Here is a 15480-nt window from a genome sequence, read left to right on the forward strand (position 1 = left end):
AGCCGTCTTGTGCGAGTGGAGTGTATGCGGTGGAGCGGGGCAAGACGCCGCCGCCGGCAATTCGGGCGGCGGCAATGGTCAGATGGTTTTCGAATAGCGGGCGTGGGTCTGGCGCTCGCGCAGGTGGCGGTCGAAGACCATGGCGATGTTGCGGATCAGGAAGCGCCCTTTGGGCTCCACCATCAGGAAGTCGCCGTCGAAGGACAACAGGCCCTGTTGCTGGAAATCGCGGATCTGTGGCATTTCCGCCGCAAAATACTGGGCGAAATCGATGCCGTGGATCTCTTCGATCGCTTCGACAGACAACGAAAAGCGGCACATCAGCCCCTGGATGATGGTGCGGCGCAGCACGTCGTCGTTGTCCAGCGTCAGTCCGCGCACCACCGGCAGCCGCCCCTGGTCCAGCGCGGCGTAATAACCCTCCAGTGTCTTGTCGTTCTGGCTGTAACAGGAGCCGACCTTGCCGATGGACGATACGCCGAAGCCCAGCATGTCGCAGTCGGCATGGGTGGAGTAACCCTGGAAGTTGCGTTGCAGCCGGCCCTGGCGCAGCGCCACCGCCAGTTCGTCGTCCGGTTTGGCGAAGTGGTCCATGCCGATGAAGACGTAGCCGGCGTCGCTCAGCATCTGCACCGCGTTCTGCAGGATGTCCAGCTTGGCGCCAGCGCTGGGCAGATCGGCCTCATGGATGCGCCGCTGCGGCATGAACACCGTCGGCAGGTGGGCGTAGTTGTACAGCGCAAGCCGGTCCGGATCGAGGGCGATGGCCTTTTCCAGCGTGCGCAGCATGGAGCCGCGGCTTTGCAGCGGCAGGCCGTAGATCAGGTCCAGGCTGACCGATTTCATACCGGCCTCGCGCCCGGCCTCGATCACCTCCCGGGTTTCCTGCTCGCTTTGCACGCGGTTGACCGCCAGCTGCACGGCCGGGTCGAAATCCTGCACGCCGACGCTGATCCGGTTGAAGCCATATTCTGCCAAACTGAACATGGTTTCTCGTTTTACCTTGCGCGGATCGATCTCGATGGAATATTCTCCGTCGCTCAGAAACTCGAAGTGCTCGCCTAGCATGGCCATCAGCCGTTTCAGCTGCGGGTCGGACAGGAAGGTGGGCGTGCCGCCGCCAAAGTGCAGCTGTATCACTTTTTCCCGACAGCCCAGTTGTTCCGCCACCAAGCGGATCTCCTTCTCCAGGTAGTCTAGGTACTGGTCGGCCTTGCCCTTGTTTTTGGTGATGATCTTGTTACAGGCGCAGTAATAACAAACTGTGTTGCAAAATGGTATATGAGCGTACAATGATAAAGGTTTGCGGTTGGCGCCAATCCGGCGCTGCTGCAGCCTGTGCTGGTAGTCATGTGCTGAGAAGCCCGGCGTAAAGCGATCCGCAGTCGGGTATGACGTGTATCTTGGACCCGATCCATCCAGGCGTTCGATCAGTGCTCTGTCGAACTCGAAATGGGCGGGGGAAAACGGATGGGTGGTTTTCATGTCGTATTCGGATGGTAAAACTTCTGGTGGACTGGTAAATTTGCGCAAAACCTGCGAATTCCGCATTGACGAGGGTCAAGCTTCACCAGCTTGCAGCAAACACAGCATGTCTGAACAAAACCATACAGCTCTACACACACTGAAAATATCCTGCTCCAGCTGCAGCCTGCGCGAGCTGTGCCTGCCGGTCGGACTCAACCGCGAGGAGATGAGCCAGCTGGATACGGTGATCCGCCAGAGCCGCCGCCTGAAGCGCGGCGAATACTTGTTCCGCAGCGGCGAGGGCTTCAAGTCGCTGTACGCGGTGCGCACCGGTTTCTTCAAGACCTGCGTCGCCAGCCAGGACGGCCGTGAGCAGGTGACCGGCTTTTTGATGTCGGGCGAGTTGATGGGGCTGGACGGCATCTCCACCAACAACCACAGCTGCGACGCCATCGCGCTGGAGGACAGCGAGGTGTGCGAGCTGCCGTTCGGCCGCATGGAGTCGCTGAGCCGCGACATCCCCAGCCTGCAGCACCATTTCTACCGGCTGATGAGCCGCGAGATCGTGCGCGACCAGAACGTGATGCTGCTGCTGGGCAATATGAAGGCGGAAGAGCGCATCGCCGCCTTCCTGCTGAATCTGTCGCAGCGGCTGTCGACCCGCGGCTTCGCCGCCAACGATTTCATCCTGCGCATGAGCCGCGAGGAAATCGGCAGCTTCCTGGGGCTGAAGCTGGAAACGGTCAGCCGCACGCTGTCCAAGTTCCAGCAGCAGGGCTGGATCACCGTCGACCACAAGCATATCCAGCTGGTGAAGGTGGAGGATCTGAAAAACCTGATCGCCGGCTGCATTCACGCCAGCGGCCACTGAGCCGGGCGTATCACCGAAATGAAAAGGCAGGCCATCAGGCCTGCCTTTTTTCATGGCTGCGGCAGATTGCTTTGCAGCTCCGCCAGCCGCGCGGGGTCGGGCCAGCCGTCGGGGGTGACGAAGCCGCGCGCCACTTCCTGCCACAAGCCGCCGGCGGCGGGCTGCAGCTCCGCCACCAGCTGCGGCGCCTGGCTGGCCTGCAGCCGCGCACGAAGGGCCGCCTGCTGCTGGATGTCGCCTTCGTCCAGCAGCGCCGGCGCCAGCCAGGACAGGCGCGGCAGCCAGGCCCAGCGCGAGCCTGGCTGCGCTTGCGGCCAATCCTGTTCCAGCGGCGCGTACCAGCCGCGCAATTGCCCGCGGGCCAGCAGGGGTGGTAGCGGCCGGCCGGCGGCGTAAAAGAACCAGCCGGTCAGGCGCGCGCCTATCCGGCAGTCGGCGAAACCATCGGGCAATAGCGCTGCGGCGGCTGGATGGCGGCTCAGTTGCAGCTGTGTGGCGAGTTTGGTCGCCTTCAGCCGCCAGGCATCGCGCAGGCTGGGGCCGATCAGCGAAGCGGGATCGTCGTCCAGCTGCAGATAGAATTTGCTGGTGGTTTCCAGATGCCAGGGCTCGCCGTCCAGCCACAGCAGGAAGTCGAACTCGCCCAGCGTGCGGCGCGTGCTGTTGATGACGTTGAGGTTTTCAGCGGCAATCCGTATGTGTGGCGACCATCTGAACCAGAAAGAAAATAGTCTTTCGGCATATTTTCCCAGCTTGTTGCCGCGGGCGAAGGCCAGCCAGGCCAGCAAGGGCGCCGGCTGCTGGTCCAGTTGGCGCAGCAGCGCGCCGCCGTCCGGACCCAGCAGCCGTTCCGGAGGCAGATCGGCGCCGCACAGCCAGGGGGAGGGGGAGGTCAGCAAAAAGGCGAGATCGCGCACCGCCGGGTGCGCGTAGGGCAGGAAGAAATCCGGCTCAGTCTTCATCCCGTTTCAGGCTGCCGTCGGCAGCGCGCTGCACCTGCTTGAAGAAGCCGCGCAGGATGTCGATTTCGTCGCGCAGCAGCCCCGAGCGGTTGAACAGGGTGCGCATGCGGCGCATCAGCCGCTCGCTGTTGCGGCGGCGGAAATAGCCGATCTCCTCCATCGCCTGCTCCAGGTGGCCGCACAGGCCCTCCACTTCGCCCTGGGTGGCGGCTTCACCGTCGGCGCGCAGGTATTCCACGCCGACGCCGGTATGGCTGAACAGCTCGTAGGTCATCACCTGAACCGCCATCGCCAGGTTCAGCGAGAAGTAGTCCGGATTGCCGGGGATGGTGACCAGGCGGTTGCACTGCTCCACTTCCTCTATCGATAGGCCGAAGGTTTCGTTGCCGAACACCAGCGCCACCTGCTCGCCGTCGCGCGCGCGCGCCACCAGTTCCGGCGTGGTTTCGCGCGGGGTGGACAGCGGGGTGGTCAGCTCGCGGCGGCGGCTGGTCAGCGCGCAGGCCACGGTCACGTCGGCAAGCGCCTCGGACAGCGAGGACACCACGGTGGCGCGCTCCAGCACATCCACCGCGCCGGAGGCCAGCGCGTTGGCTTCGTCGCTGGGAAACACCTTGGGTTCCACCAGATAGAGGCGGGTCAGCCCCATGGTTTTCATCGCGCGCGCGGCCGAGCCGATGTTGCCCGGATGGCTGGGCCTGGCCAGCACGATGCGGATGTTTTTCAGAAAATCAGGTACTTGGGGTTTATTCATTGGCGGTTTCACATTAAAATAGCGGGCATATATCAAAAGCCCGCGCCCAGGCGTCGGGTTTTTTTGTTCCTTAACCCAGATTGTTACCAGCAGGCGTCGCGTGATCGAACGCCGCGCCTGCCTATTGTTCAAGTGTAGAGGCCGTCAATGCATCCGATGCTCAATGTCGCGGTAAAAGCCGCTCGCCGTGCTGGCAGTGTTATCCAGCGCGCGTCGCTCAACCTCGATACCATTCGCGTAGAGAAGAAGAAACACAACGACTTCGTTACCGAGGTGGACCGCGCAGCCGAAGAGGCTATCATCCACACCATCCTCGAGGCCTACCCGAAACACGCGATTCTAGCAGAAGAGTCGGGCGCCAAAGGCGTCGGTTCCTCCGAATACGAGTGGATCATCGACCCCATCGACGGCACCACCAACTTCCTGCACGGCCACCAGCAGTACGCGATCTCCATCGCGCTGGCGCACAGGGGCCAGGTGCAGCAGGCGGTAGTCTACGATCCAAGCCGCAACGATCTGTTCACCGCCTCGCGCGGCGTGGGTTCCTTCCTCAACGACCGCCGCATCCGCGTTTCCAAGCGCTTCATGATGAACGAGTGCGTGATCTCCACCGGCTTCCCGGTGTCCGACCAGAGCTATCTCGATCAATACATGGGCATGCTGAAGGACGTGATCGCCAAGACCGCCGGCGTGCGCCGCGAAGGCGCCGCGGCGCTGGACCTGTGCAATGTGGCCTGCGGCCGCGTTGAGGGCTTCTTCGAACTGAACCTGAAGCCGTGGGACATCGCTGCCGGCAGCCTGATCGTGCAGGAGGCGGGCGGCATCGTCACCGACTTCACCGGCGAGCAAGGCTGGCTGGAATCCGGCGACATCGTCGCCGCCAGCCCGAAAGTGCTGGCCCAGCTGTTGCACATCCTGACCCCGCACGTCGCCAAGTAATCGCAAGCAATCAAGCCTTTCATCAGAAAAACGGCAAGCTCAGGCTTGCCGTTTTTTCATTGGCGCGCGGAACCGTTGCCAGCGGCCGCGCTCTAGGCTTCAATATACCTGTGTGGGGTATCTATGGAGTCTGAGATGCAACGTCGTCAAGTGATGCAATGGGGGGCCGCGCTGGCCCTGACTTCCTGGCTGGGCCGGCCGGCGCTGGCCGCGTCCTCCGATGCCGGACACGGTGGGTCGCAACTGGCCGGCGGCATGCCCGATCCGGCCAGCCTGGGTTTGGGACGCGGTGCATCCCTGCCGGCCTTGAGGCGGCTGCCGCTGGAGCTGAAGAACGGCGCGCTGCAAGGCTGCCTGACCGCCGCGCCGCTGAACCTGCCTTTGCTGCCCGGCAAGGCCGCCACCGCTTTCTGGGCCTACAACGACAGCGTGCCGGGGCCGGCGATCGAGCTGTACGAGGGCGAGTCGCTCAGCCTGCGTTTCGACAACCGCCTGCCGCAAGCGACCACTGTGCATTGGCACGGCCTGCCGATTCCGGCCGACCAGGACGGCAATCCGCACGACGCGGTGCCCGCCGGCCAGGGCCGCGACTACCATTTCACTTTGCCGCCTGATTCCGCCGGCAGCTACTGGTATCACCCGCACCCGCATGGCCACACCGCCGAGCAGGTGTATCGCGGCCTGGCCGGAGTGTTCGTGGTGCGGCGCCGCGATGATCCGCTGGCCCATCTGCCCGAGCAGTGGCTGCTGCTGTCTGACCTGAAGCTGGACGATGGCGGGCAGATCGCCGGTAGCAGCGACGCCGACCTTATGGACGGCAGGGAGGGGCAGTTCGTGCTGGTCAATGGCGCTTGGCGGCCGAAATTGACCCTGGGTATGGGCGAGCGCCAGCGCTGGCGCGTCTGGAACGCCACCAGCGCTCGGGTGCTGCGGTTGGCGCTGCCGGCGCATGAGGTGCATCTTGTCGGAACCGATGGCGGTTTGATCGCCAGCCCGCGCCCGCTGGACAGCCTGTTGCTGCCGCCGGGCGCGCGCGCCGAACTGGTGGTGACCGGACGCTTCGCGGTCGGCAAGCCGGCCGGCCTGCTGGCCTTGCCTTATGCGCGCGGCAAGATGATGGGGCTGGAGCAGGAGAGCGCCTTGCCGCTGTTGGCGCTGGAGCGCGGGGCGGATGCCGTCGCCGCGCCCTTGCCAGCCAGGCTGCGCCGCATCGAGGCGCTGGGGTTGCCGCAGGTGAAGCGCCGGGTGGTGTTCAGCGAGGACATGGCCAATCCGGCGGCGATGTTCCTGATCAACGGCAAGATTTTCGATATGGACCGGGTGGACTTCGTCGGCAAGGCCGGGCAGGTGGAGGAATGGGAAGTGGACAACCAGGCCGATATGGACCACCCCTTCCACCTGCACGGCACCCAGTTCCAGGTGGTGGCGCGCCACGACGGTAGGGGATGGCGGGACGAGCCCTATCTCGCCTGGCGCGACGTGGTCAATGTGCCGCCGGAACAGAAGGTGAGGCTGCGTTTCCGCCAGGAGATGGCGGGGGCGCGCATGTTCCACTGCCACATCCTGGAACACGAGGACGCCGGCATGATGGGCGTGTTGGATGTCAGAGCCTAGTCCGGGCACGCTGCCGCCGGATGCGCGATAATGCCGATATTGATAATCCAGGACAAGCCATGACCGATACCCGCCACCCACACGATGATTGCTGTCACGAGCCGCCGGCCGGCGAGCGCACGGTGGTGCAGCCGGGCAAGGCGGCGCTGCTCAAACGGCTGGCGCGCATAGAGGGCCAGGTGCGCGGCATCAGCGGGATGATAGATTCCGACCGCTATTGCGTGGACGTGCTGACCCAGGTGGCGGCGGTGAAGTCGGCGATGGACGCGGTGGCGCTGCAATTGCTGGAAAATCATATGAAGGGCTGCGTGGCGCGCGCGTTGCAGCAGGGCGACGCCACCGGCATGGTGACCGAGCTGATAGACGTGGTGAAGAAGGTGCGCTAAAGAGTAGGCTATGCCGGCTTGGCAGCGTGTCGAATATCGTCAATTGAATGCGCGGCAGCAGGAAAACTACAATTTTCAGAAGTTGGCGGCTGTGCTAGCTGATTATGGCTTCAACTGCCTGCGCCTGACGGATGACTGGCAAGGAGCCGACTTCATCGCCTGCCATGTCGATGGCCGCACTGTCCTCAAAGTGCAACTGAAGGGGCGTATGGCTTTCGATCGCAAGTATTGTGGCAAGAGCATCCATATTGCTTTCCGAGACCAAGAGCGGTTCTATCTTTATCCACACGATCAGCTGTCGGTTGAGTTGCAGGATGCGGGCATATTGCAGGCACCGATTCTTGGGAGAGAAAAGGGCGATATCACTTCCTTTTTTGTCCAAGGATATTCGCAGTAGGCTGGAAAAGTTTCGCATCTGACCATGCATTAGTTTCAGGAGAAAGCGAATGACCACGCGATTCGTTGCATTGATCTTGTTGCTAGTGGCCGGCGTCGCACACGCCGAACCGATCCCGTTTGAAACCTTCATCAAGCTGCACAATGGCATGCTGGAGGCGGAGCTGGTGTCCACCGCCGGCAGGCCCGACTATGGCAGCGACAGCAATCAGGGCGGCGTGGCCAGCGGCATCGCCACCGTTTCCACCACTCGCCAGCTGTCCTGGCTGGCGAACGGCAATATTCCCTACACCACCATCGTCACGCTGCGTGACGGCGTGGTGGTGAACATCAAGCGCAGCAAGAAGTTGTAAAATCGCCGCGTTTTGCCGGCTCGGCGCGGCGAAGTCGCTGAAAAGTCGCGCTTAAAGTTTGCCTGGCCGCGGCAAAGTGCGTAGAATGCTGCGGTTTACTACCTTGCCTTTTGCAATCGCATGGCAAAAGGCTACGAATAGCCAAAAGGAGTTCACATGCGCCATTACGAAATCGTGTTCATCGTGCACCCGGACCAGTCCGAACAGGTCCCGGCCATGATCGAACGCTACAAGGGTATGGTTCTGGCCGCTGAAGGCAAGATCCATCGTCTGGAAGATTGGGGCCGTCGTCAACTGGCTTACCCGATCCAGAAGCTGCACAAGGCTCACTACGTTCTGATGAACGTCGAGTGCCAGCCGGAAGCCCTGGCCGAGATCGAGCACGCCTTCAAGTTCAACGACGCTGTTCTGCGTCACCTCACCATCAAGATGGACCGCGCTATCAGCGATGCATCCCCGATGATGAAGGACGAAAAGGCCAAAAACCTGCTGGATTCCCAGCAGCCGGCAGCCGAGGCCGAAGCTTCTGCCTAATCGGCAGAGGTAGCGGACTTGCAGAACCGTCTGGTACTGACCGTCACGGTTGAGCGCGAGGATGCTTTGAGGTACACGCCCGCCGGCTTGCCGGTAGTGGAAATGTGGCTCAAGCATCAGTCTAGACAGACAGCTGGCGGATTCGAACGCGATGTGGCCTGCGATATACAGGCCGTGTGGATAGGCGACGACGCCCGGAAACATTCCGGGAAACTGGCGGGACAGGTGATCAACGTCACCGGATTTCTCGGTCAGCGCAGTCTGCGCAATCCACGGTTGGTACTCAATATCGAATATGTTGAATTTGTAAAAGGTTAGTCAAAATGGCTCGTCAACTCTTCAAGCGCAAGAAGTTCTGCCGCTTCACGGCGGAAGGCATCAAGGAAATCGACTACAAATCCGTTGATCTCCTGAAAGATTTCATCGCCGAAAACGGCAAAATCATCCCGGCTCGTATCACCGGTACCAAGGCTCGCTACCAGCGTCAGCTGACCACCGCTATCAAGCGTGCTCGCTTCCTGGCTTTCCTGCCGTACACCGACCAGCACTAAGACCGGGAAAGGAACTTAGAGATGCAAATCATTCTGCTCGAAAAAGTTGCCAACCTGGGTCAACTGGGTGATGTGGTCAACGTGAAGAACGGCTTTGCCCGTAACTTCCTGATCCCGCAAGGCAAAGCCAAGCGCGCAACCGAAAACAACCTGAAAGAGTTCGAAGCTCGCCGCGCCGACCTCGAAGCCAAGCAAGCAGAGATCCTGGCCGATGCCAAGGTCCGCGCTGAAAAGCTGGTTGACGCTGTTATCACCATCGCTCAAAAAGCAGGTGTTGACGGCCGCCTGTTCGGCTCGGTGACCAATGTGGACGTGGCTGAAGCCGTGACCGCGTTCGGCGTGGCCATCAAGCGTTTCGAAGTCCGCTTGCCGAACGGCCCGTTCAAGGCCATCGGCGAATACGACATCGAAATCGCTCTGCACCACGACGTGGTCAGCCCGATCAAGGTTGTCGTAGTTGCCGAAGCCTAATTCCTGATTCAGGAAGGCTTCAAGAAAAGCCCGCTTTCGAGCGGGCTTTTTCACGTTCGGCGTCCAGCGGGTTGGGTGGGGCAACTACGGCGTGCGCGAGCTGAGGAGGATGTATTTCGGCCCGGCTTTGCGCCGGACGCCGCTTGGACGGAAGGCTGTCGCGCCAGGAGCCGACGGCTGGGCGCCGCTATCTGGGAATCGCGGCGGCCTTGGAGCGATACCGGCCACGGCGGCTGGGAAGTTGGCATGCAGCCGGCGGATTGCGGTTCCGGCTGATCTGGGACAATCTGTCTGCGTTGCGATATTGCGACAATAAGGCCTGCAATCCACAACGAGCCGTCTCATGGTTTATCTGCAACTTCTGGTGGTGCTGGGCGCCATTTTCATCGGCGTGCGCATGGGCGGGATCGGCCTGGGCGTCACCGGCGGCGCGGGTCTGTTCATCCTCACCTTCGGCTTCGGCCTCAAGCCCGGCCATGCCCCGATAGACGTGATCCTGATCATCATCTCGGTGATCACCGCCTCCGCCGCGCTGCAGTCGGCCAGGGGGTTGGACTACATGGTGGCGCTGGCTGCGCGTTTCCTCCGACGCAGTCCGCGCCACATCGTGCTGTTGGCGCCGCTGGTGGGTTGGTTGTCCACCTTTCTGGCCGGCACCGGCTTCATCGCTTTGGCCTTGATGCCCATCGTGGTGGAGGTGGCGGAGAAAACCGGCATCCGGCCGGAGCGGCCGCTGGCCGGCCTGACCGTGGCTTCGCAGAACGCTATCGTCGCCTGTCCGGTATCGGCCGCCACGGTCGCGCTGGCCGCCGTGCTGGCGCCGCACGGCGTCGCGCTCACCGACATCATCATGATCAGCATTCCGGCCACTTTGCTCGGCACCTTGGCTGGCGGCCTGACGATGCTGCGCTATGGCCGCGAACTGGCCGGCGACCCGGTTTACCGGCAGCGGCTTGCGGACGGCCTCGCGCGGCCGGATCCGGCTGCGGACGCGCAGGGGTTGCCGAGAACCGCCGCCTGGTCGGTGTATGGTTTTCTCGCCACGGTGGCGCTGATTGTGTTGCTGGCGGCGCTGCCGCAGTTGCGGCCGGCCTGGCCCGGGGCGCATGGCATGGAGCCGGTGGCGATGGTGGACGTGATCCAGATGTGCATGCTGGGCTACGCCGCGCTGGCGATGATGGTGTGCAAGGCCGATCTGCATGCCATGGCGGCCGGCGGCATGTTCCGATCCGGCGCGGTGGCGGCGGTGACCATCCTGGGCGCGGCCTGGATGAGCGATACCTTCATCCAGGCCAATCTGCCGCTGTTCCAGCACAATATCGTCAGCATTGTCCATGCCGCGCCGTGGCTGTTCGCCTGCGCGGTGTTCACCATGGCGGTGATCCTGTTCAGCCAGGGGGCGACCACCAAGGTAATGATGCCGTTGGGGGTGTCGTTGGGACTGGCGCCGCCGCTGTTGATCGCAATCTATCCGGCGGTGGTGGGGGTGTATGTGCTGCCAAGCTACCCCAGCATCATCGCGGCGGTGGAGATGGACTACACCGGCACCACCCGCATCGGCCGCTGGGTGTTCAACCACAGCTTCATCCTGCCGGGCCTGGTGACCACCACGGTGTCGATCGCGGCCGGTTTCGCGCTGCAGGCGCTGCGCTGAGCGGAATCAGCTTTCGCTGGCCAGCACCACGCGCGCGCGCAGGCCGGGGGCGTTGTCTTCGGCGATGGCCAGCAGGCGGTCGATATTGGGATGGCTGCCCGGCACCGCGCGGGCGGCGGCGGTGTGTTCGGCGAACAGTTCCAGCCCTTCGCGGGCGGCCTTGCGGTCGATATGGCCATGGCGCTTCACCAGCGCGTGGTAGACGCGCAGCGAGCCGGCGGTGCCCGGCTGGTTTTCCAGCCGGTGCACGGCTTCGCCTGCCGGGTTCAGCAGCACGATGGCGGCGATGTCGTCGGTGGCGGGCAGGGTGGACAGCTGTTCCTGGAAGGTGGCCATGGTCATTCTCCTTGTTATGTTTGCGACTGCAGTGGATGAGAATAAGGGCGAAACATGACAGTTCTAGTACGTAGTTGCCATTTGTGTGACAGTAAATGTTAATTTATGTTTCAGTTTGGTGCCGGCCGGCATTGTCTTGCACTAATTTGGTGCGATTTTGACCGGCTGACCTTGAATATCTCCGTTTGAAACGGTCTTTTCAAGCGCTTTGCGGCTGGCACGGTGTTTGCTGAGTAGAAGGCATGCAAGCGAGCGGGGCCGCAAGGTCCACAGCGCCAGTCTGCAAAGGGGAGGATGAGAGCGGCTCAGCCGCCATTGGAACGGGGTTGTCGAAGAGGTAAGCTTCGACAACCCCGCTTCATTTCCGGCCCGCCGGCTAAGGCTGCTCGCCCATCAGGTAGCGTTGGCTCATCTGTTTGAAATGATCGCCGCCTGACTGGCGCAGCAGTTCGAACAACACCATCTCGCGGCTGACTATCGCCGCTCCGGCCGCGCGCATCCGCGCCAGCGCCAGCTCGACGTCGGAAGCCTTGCGGCTGGATACCGCGTCCGCCGCCACGAATACCTGCTTGCCGGTCTCCAGCAGCTCCAGCGCCGTCTGCAGCACGCAAACGTGCGCCTCCATGCCGCAGATTATGATCTGGCGTTTAGCCAGCAACTGGGGCGGCAGGCAGCCGGCTGCCACGCAGGAGAAGTGCAGCTTGTCCACCACCGGCGCTTGCGGCGCGGCCTCGCGCAGTGCCGCCACCGTGCCGCCCAGGCCGCGCGGGTATTGCTCGGAAAACACAATGGGCAGTTCGTGGTCGCGCGCCGCTTGCACCAGCCAGCGGCTGCGTTGCAGCAGGCCGTCGGCGTCGTACACCGCCGGCAGCAACTTTTCCTGGATGTCGACCACCAGCAGGGCGGCGTCCTGTTTTTGCATCAGCATGATCAGCTCCGGTTGAGTCAAGCCGCCAGCTTAGCGCCATTGTCGGCTGGCGGCATCCTTATCGCGGACGGGATATGCTCATGTGTTGCTTGCCTGGTCGGCCAGATAGCGCTCGGTCATCTCGCCCAGCAGCGTGCGGCCGGGATTGTCGCCGCGTATCCACTCCTCCGCCGGGAATAGCTGGAACAAGCCCACCTTGATCAGCGTGGGAATAGCCAGCTGCAGCTGGCGCTCCACCTCGCCGCGCTCGCCCTGATTGTAGGCGGCGATATTGACCAGCATGGCGGCGACGGTGCCGGTCTGCACCGTGCTGCCGTCGCGCAGCTTCACCGCGGGCAGGGTTTCGCCGTCGGCGATGACCTTGCTGTTGATGGCGGCGAGCTCGCCGGTATGGTCGATGGTTTGGGCGTTTTGGCTCATGGTCTGGCTCCTTGTCTGGGGAGTGGCCAGTATCGCGCTGGCGCCATCGGCACGCTTTATATAGAGTGCCAATATATATTGAAAAAGGGCCAGTGATGGAACAGAGCCATCCGATGGTGGGAGTCCGATTGACGGTTCTCAAACGGCGAGCCGGCGATCACACCGCCATGCACGCGCATGCTGGCGGCCAGCTGGCTTTGGTCTGCCGCGGCGCGCTGGAGCTGGCGGCGGCGGACCGGCGCATGTTGATGCCGATGGGGTGCCTGGGCTGGATTCCGCCCCGCCTGCCGCATGGCGCGCATTACCATGGCGATTTGCATGGCTGGAGCCTGGAGCTGGACAGCGGCTTGCCGGCGGCGCTGCCAGCACAGCTGCAGGCATGGGGCGGCACGCCGCTGCTGGAGGGGATATTCCGGCGTCTGGCCGCCTGGCCCGAGCAGGCCGACGAGGCCGCTGCGGCGCGGCTATTGCAGGTGCTGGGCGATGAGCTGGCTTGGGCGGAACCGTATCCATCCAGCCTGCCGTGGCCGCGGCATCCGGCCTTGCGTCAGCTGGCGCAGGCCTTGCAGGCGGAACCGGCGCGGGATTGGGATCTGCAGCGCTGGGCCGAGCATATCGGCATGTCGCGCCGCAGCCTGATCCGCCATTTTCGCGCGGAAACCGGCCTGGGAGTGGGCGAATGGCGCGAGCGGCTGCGCATGATGCGGGCGCAGGCGCTGCTGGCTGAAGGGCGTTCGGTGAGTTTCTGCGCGCTGGAATTGGGATATTGCGACTGCAGCGCCTTCATCGTCGCCTTCCGCCGCTGCTTCGGCGGCACGCCGGGACGGTTTTTGTCGGACTGAAAATTATATTGCTATGCACAATAATTATTTGGCATGATGGTCTGCCGGGCCTCGCGGCGATCCCGCCGGCGCCCACCAGCTCTCGGAGACCATCATGTCCCAAGCCCAAGCTTATCTGATCCGTTCGATCGAGCCGTCCGACGCCGCCGCGCTGCACCGCATCAAGACCGCGCCCGGCGTATTTCCCAATACTTTGCAGCTGCCTTATCAATCGCTGGCGGTCACTGAAAAGCAGTTGCAGGAGAAGCCGGCCAATATCCACAGCCTGGTGGCCTGTGCCGCCGACGGCGAAGTGGCGGGCAATGGCGGATTGATCGTCAATGACAGGCCGCGCATCCGCCACAGCGCCAGCCTGTTCCTGGTGGTGCATGACGACTGGCAGGGCAAGGGTGTGGGATCGGCCTTGATGCGGGCGATCACCGACATGGCCGACAACTGGCTGGGCTTGATCCGCATCGAGCTGAAGGTGATACACGACAACGCCCGCGCCATCGCGCTGTACGAGAAATTCGGCTTCGAATACGAGGGCAGGATGCGCCAGGAGCAGCTGCGCGCCGGCAAGCTGGAGGACGTGCTGGTGATGGCCAGGCTCAACTGGCCAGCGAGAGCGGCATCATGAACGCTTACTCCATTCGCCATCTGGCGCCGTCCGACGCCGGGGCCGTTCACGAGATGATGAGCGATGCCGCCACTTTCGGCACCATGCTGGGCCTGCCTTATCCATCGCTGCATGAGCGCAAGGAGAGGATGCTCGCGCAGGATGGAGCCGCGCAACAACTGGTGGCGCTGAGCGGGGACGTCGGGCTTGTGGGGACCGCGACGCTGATTCCGGCCGAGCGCGAACGCTTGCTGAGCACAGCGGAGCTGGGCATCGGCGTGCACCGCGACTGGCAAGGCCGCGGCGTGGGCAGCGCCTTGCTGGCGGCCTTGCTCGATTTGGCCGACCATTGGGTCGGCATTCGCCGGGTGGAACTGACGGTATTCGCCGACAATCGGCGCGCCTACGCGCTGCGGGATGGCGAGTATCACGACGTTTTGGCGATGGCGCGCCTGCGCGGTGCGCAAGGGGAAAGGCCATGAGCGATTACCGCATCCGCCATCTGGAGGCGGCTGATGCCGCCGCGCTGAGCGAGTTGATGAGGGATGACAGTGTCTATGGCAACACCTTGCAGCTCCCTCATCTGTCGCAGCAAAGCCTGGAGCGCAATATCCATCATCTGCTGCGGCCCGGGCGCTGGCAGTTGATCTGCGAATCCGCATCCGGCGAGGTGCTCGGTCATGCCGGCTTGTGGCGGCTGGATGAGCCGCGTTTGGGCCATATCGCCGGGTTGGGCATCATCGTGGGCCGCAACTGGCAGGGCAGGGGCGTCGGCAGCGCGCTGATGGCGGCGTTGATGGATCTGGCCGACAACTGGCTGGGCCTCGCGCGCATCGAACTGACGGTGTACGCCGACAATCTGCAGGCGCAGGCCTTGTACCGCAAGTTCGGTTTTGTCGAGGAAGTGCGGATGAAGGCCCATTCCTTGCGCAACGGCGTTTACGAGGACAGCGTGCTGATGGGGCGCCTGCGTCCAGGTGGCCTGGCGGGAAACTGACAGGCCGGACGCAAAACAGCGCCGTGAGCCTGCTGGCTCACGGCGCTGTTCTTTTACCGGCGGGAGGCGGCGCTTATTTTTGCGCCGGGGCTTGGGCCGGGGCTTGCTGGGTCTGCTCGGCGGCCATGCGGTCGCGCATTGCCTTCATATTGGCGTAGCCGTCGCTGCCGGCCATGGCGGCGCCGGACAACAGGATCAGGGACAGGGCGGCAAGGGTGGTTTGTTTCAGCATGGCGGTTTCCTTTATCAGTGTGTGCTTCCAGCAAATGGTTATGCATCAAAAATATTGATGTCTGCTTTGGGCTTTTTGCTGGTGTCTTGCTACGGATGCCATTCTATTCCCGGAAAGGGCGCGATAAAATCGGAAAGAACCGAACAAAGTATTCAAAAAAATTGAATAAGGACGC

22 protein-coding genes are annotated in these 15480 nt (G+C 62.9%); 15 read left to right on the top strand and 7 right to left on the bottom strand.

Annotated elements, in window-relative coordinates:
- Positions 1-78: 78 nt before the first annotated feature.
- Complete coding sequence (hemN, locus tag BI344_RS14775; protein WP_071113652.1) at positions 79-1485, bottom strand: oxygen-independent coproporphyrinogen III oxidase; 1407 nt, start codon at positions 1483-1485, stop codon at positions 79-81.
- 106 nt (positions 1486-1591) lie between these two features.
- On the opposite strand from hemN, the gene fnr reads away from it, so the two are divergent.
- Entirely contained in the window at positions 1592-2338 is a 747-nt protein-coding gene (fnr, locus tag BI344_RS14780) for a fumarate/nitrate reduction transcriptional regulator Fnr (protein ID WP_071113653.1), read from the top strand.
- 50 nt (positions 2339-2388) lie between these two features.
- Here the strand turns inward: fnr and BI344_RS14785 are convergent, their stop codons facing one another.
- On the bottom strand, positions 2389-3300 hold the full coding sequence (locus BI344_RS14785) for a DUF1853 family protein (RefSeq protein WP_083338713.1): 912 nt from the start codon (positions 3298-3300) through the stop codon (positions 2389-2391).
- Positions 3290-4054, bottom strand: a complete 765-nt coding sequence (locus BI344_RS14790; protein WP_071113654.1) for an RNA methyltransferase — start codon at positions 4052-4054, stop codon at positions 3290-3292. The genes BI344_RS14785 and BI344_RS14790 overlap by 11 nt, the downstream gene beginning before the upstream one ends.
- Positions 4055-4201: 147 nt before the next feature.
- On the opposite strand from BI344_RS14790, the gene BI344_RS14795 reads away from it, so the two are divergent.
- The 10 genes from BI344_RS14795 to BI344_RS14840 all read left to right on the top strand — a co-directional run bounded on the left by BI344_RS14795 (position 4202) and on the right by BI344_RS14840 (position 10952).
- Positions 4202-4993: an inositol monophosphatase family protein gene (locus BI344_RS14795; RefSeq protein WP_071113655.1), complete on the top strand. Its 792-nt coding sequence runs from the start codon at positions 4202-4204 to the stop codon at positions 4991-4993.
- A 135-nt stretch (positions 4994-5128) separates the two neighbouring features.
- Entirely contained in the window at positions 5129-6607 is a 1479-nt protein-coding gene (locus BI344_RS14800; RefSeq protein WP_071113656.1) for a multicopper oxidase family protein, read from the top strand.
- A gap of 59 nt (positions 6608-6666) precedes the next feature.
- On the top strand, positions 6667-6993 hold the full coding sequence (locus tag BI344_RS14805) for a metal-sensitive transcriptional regulator (RefSeq protein WP_071113657.1): 327 nt from the start codon (positions 6667-6669) through the stop codon (positions 6991-6993).
- Positions 6994-7003: 10 nt separating this feature from the next.
- On the top strand, positions 7004-7390 hold the full coding sequence (locus BI344_RS24040; RefSeq protein ID WP_139167037.1) for a hypothetical protein: 387 nt from the start codon (positions 7004-7006) through the stop codon (positions 7388-7390).
- A gap of 49 nt (positions 7391-7439) precedes the next feature.
- Positions 7440-7742, top strand: a complete 303-nt coding sequence (locus BI344_RS14815) for a hypothetical protein (RefSeq protein WP_071113659.1) — start codon at positions 7440-7442, stop codon at positions 7740-7742.
- A gap of 156 nt (positions 7743-7898) precedes the next feature.
- Entirely contained in the window at positions 7899-8276 is a 378-nt protein-coding gene (rpsF, locus tag BI344_RS14820) for a 30S ribosomal protein S6 (protein WP_071113660.1), read from the top strand.
- An 18-nt stretch (positions 8277-8294) separates the two neighbouring features.
- A complete protein-coding gene (priB, locus tag BI344_RS14825) occupies positions 8295-8594 on the top strand; it encodes a primosomal replication protein N (protein WP_021476674.1) in 300 nt (99 codons plus the stop codon).
- 5 nt (positions 8595-8599) lie between these two features.
- Entirely contained in the window at positions 8600-8827 is a 228-nt protein-coding gene (gene rpsR / locus BI344_RS14830) for a 30S ribosomal protein S18 (protein ID WP_011137185.1), read from the top strand.
- Between the two features lie 21 nt (positions 8828-8848).
- On the top strand, positions 8849-9298 hold the full coding sequence (gene rplI / locus BI344_RS14835; RefSeq protein WP_071113661.1) for a 50S ribosomal protein L9: 450 nt from the start codon (positions 8849-8851) through the stop codon (positions 9296-9298).
- A 343-nt stretch (positions 9299-9641) separates the two neighbouring features.
- Positions 9642-10952 (top strand): anaerobic C4-dicarboxylate transporter family protein, encoded by a 1311-nt coding sequence (locus BI344_RS14840; RefSeq protein WP_071113662.1) that lies wholly within the window; start codon positions 9642-9644, stop codon positions 10950-10952.
- A 6-nt stretch (positions 10953-10958) separates the two neighbouring features.
- On the opposite strand, the gene BI344_RS14845 is transcribed toward BI344_RS14840, so the two are convergent.
- The 3 genes from BI344_RS14845 to BI344_RS14855 all read right to left on the bottom strand — a co-directional run bounded on the left by BI344_RS14845 (position 10959) and on the right by BI344_RS14855 (position 12636).
- Complete coding sequence (locus tag BI344_RS14845) at positions 10959-11288, bottom strand: DUF2322 family protein (protein ID WP_083370231.1); 330 nt, start codon at positions 11286-11288, stop codon at positions 10959-10961.
- A gap of 376 nt (positions 11289-11664) precedes the next feature.
- A complete protein-coding gene (locus BI344_RS14850) occupies positions 11665-12216 on the bottom strand; it encodes a hydrolase (protein WP_071113758.1) in 552 nt (183 codons plus the stop codon).
- A gap of 78 nt (positions 12217-12294) precedes the next feature.
- Entirely contained in the window at positions 12295-12636 is a 342-nt protein-coding gene (locus BI344_RS14855; RefSeq protein WP_071113664.1) for a DUF7709 family protein, read from the bottom strand.
- A gap of 95 nt (positions 12637-12731) precedes the next feature.
- On the opposite strand from BI344_RS14855, the gene BI344_RS14860 reads away from it, so the two are divergent.
- The 4 genes from BI344_RS14860 to BI344_RS14875 all read left to right on the top strand — a co-directional run bounded on the left by BI344_RS14860 (position 12732) and on the right by BI344_RS14875 (position 15073).
- Positions 12732-13478 carry an AraC family transcriptional regulator gene (locus BI344_RS14860; protein ID WP_083370232.1) on the top strand — a complete coding sequence of 249 codons (747 nt, stop codon included), beginning with the start codon at positions 12732-12734 and terminating at the stop codon, positions 13476-13478.
- A gap of 94 nt (positions 13479-13572) precedes the next feature.
- Positions 13573-14097 carry a GNAT family N-acetyltransferase gene (locus BI344_RS14865; RefSeq protein ID WP_071113665.1) on the top strand — a complete coding sequence of 175 codons (525 nt, stop codon included), beginning with the start codon at positions 13573-13575 and terminating at the stop codon, positions 14095-14097.
- On the top strand, positions 14094-14558 hold the full coding sequence (locus tag BI344_RS14870; RefSeq protein WP_071113666.1) for a GNAT family N-acetyltransferase: 465 nt from the start codon (positions 14094-14096) through the stop codon (positions 14556-14558). Before BI344_RS14865 ends, BI344_RS14870 begins: the two co-directional genes overlap by 4 nt.
- Positions 14555-15073, top strand: coding sequence for a GNAT family N-acetyltransferase (locus BI344_RS14875; RefSeq protein ID WP_071113667.1), 519 nt, complete (start codon positions 14555-14557; stop codon positions 15071-15073). The genes BI344_RS14870 and BI344_RS14875 overlap by 4 nt, the downstream gene beginning before the upstream one ends.
- 73 nt (positions 15074-15146) lie before the next feature.
- Here BI344_RS14875 and BI344_RS24590 read toward each other — a convergent pair whose 3' ends face one another.
- On the bottom strand, positions 15147-15305 hold the full coding sequence (locus BI344_RS24590; protein WP_193430992.1) for a hypothetical protein: 159 nt from the start codon (positions 15303-15305) through the stop codon (positions 15147-15149).
- Positions 15306-15480 lie beyond the last annotated feature (175 nt).

This window comes from Chromobacterium sphagni, assembly GCF_001855555.1.
In the GTDB taxonomy this organism is placed as follows: Bacteria; Pseudomonadota; Gammaproteobacteria; order Burkholderiales; family Chromobacteriaceae; genus Chromobacterium; species Chromobacterium sphagni.